Here is an 821-nt window from a genome sequence, read left to right as displayed (position 1 = left end):
CCTGCTCAAGCATTTACTGCTGCTGGCCAGTGAACAGGCGGCGGCGAAAGATGCTCGCATAGAACAACTTCAAGAACAGGTCGCCTTGCTGCGCCACAAGCTGTTCTCGCCCAAGTCCGAGCGCAGCCCTGAAGACGCCGACTCACCGCAGTTGGCCATGTTCAACGAGATCGAAGAGCTGATCGAAGCGCCGGCCGCCGAGCCAGCCGAAGCCGAAGCCGAAGCCGAAGAAGTCGTTGCGCCGGTCAAGCGCCGTGGCAAACGCAAGCCGCTGCCGGCCAACCTGCCGCGCGTGGAAGTCATCCATGAGCTACCCGAGCATGAGCGCGCCTGCGCCTGTGGTGCCTGCAAGCAGGTGATCGGCGAGGAGACCAGCGAGCAGCTGGAGATCATCCCGATGCAGGTACGGGTCATCCGCCACACCCGCAAGACCTATGCCTGCAAGGCCTGTGAAACCGCGCCGGTCACCGCCGACAAGCCGGCCCAACTGATCGAGAAGAGCCTGGCCAGCCCCAGCGTGCTGGCGATGCTGCTGACCACCAAGTACGCCGACGGCATCCCGCTGTACCGCTTCGAAAAGATGCTCAGCCGCCACGGCGTCGAGATCCCACGCCAGACCCTGGCGCGTTGGGTGATCCAAAGTGGTGAACAACTGCAACCGTTGCTCAACCTGATGCGCGACAAACTGTTCGAATACCCCGTGCTGCACTGCGACGAAACGCGCTTACAGGTGCTGCATGAACCGGGGCGCGACCCCTCGGCACAATCCTGGATGTGGGTGCAAAGCGGTGGGCCGCCGGACAAGCCGGTGATCCTTTTCG

General features: G+C 63.1%; 1 protein-coding gene. It reads left to right on the top strand.

What is annotated here, in order from left to right; genetic code table 11:
* Position 1 precedes the first annotated feature (1 nt).
* Positions 2-821, top strand: an 820-nt coding sequence (gene tnpC / locus PSOLE_RS23410) for an IS66 family transposase (RefSeq protein ID WP_394341120.1), incomplete at its 3' end; no start/stop codon positions are given.

Source organism: Pseudomonas oleovorans subsp. oleovorans, assembly GCF_002197815.1.
GTDB lineage: Bacteria > Pseudomonadota > Gammaproteobacteria > Pseudomonadales > Pseudomonadaceae > Aquipseudomonas > Aquipseudomonas oleovorans.
This window is presented reverse-complemented; position numbering and strand designations above follow the sequence as displayed.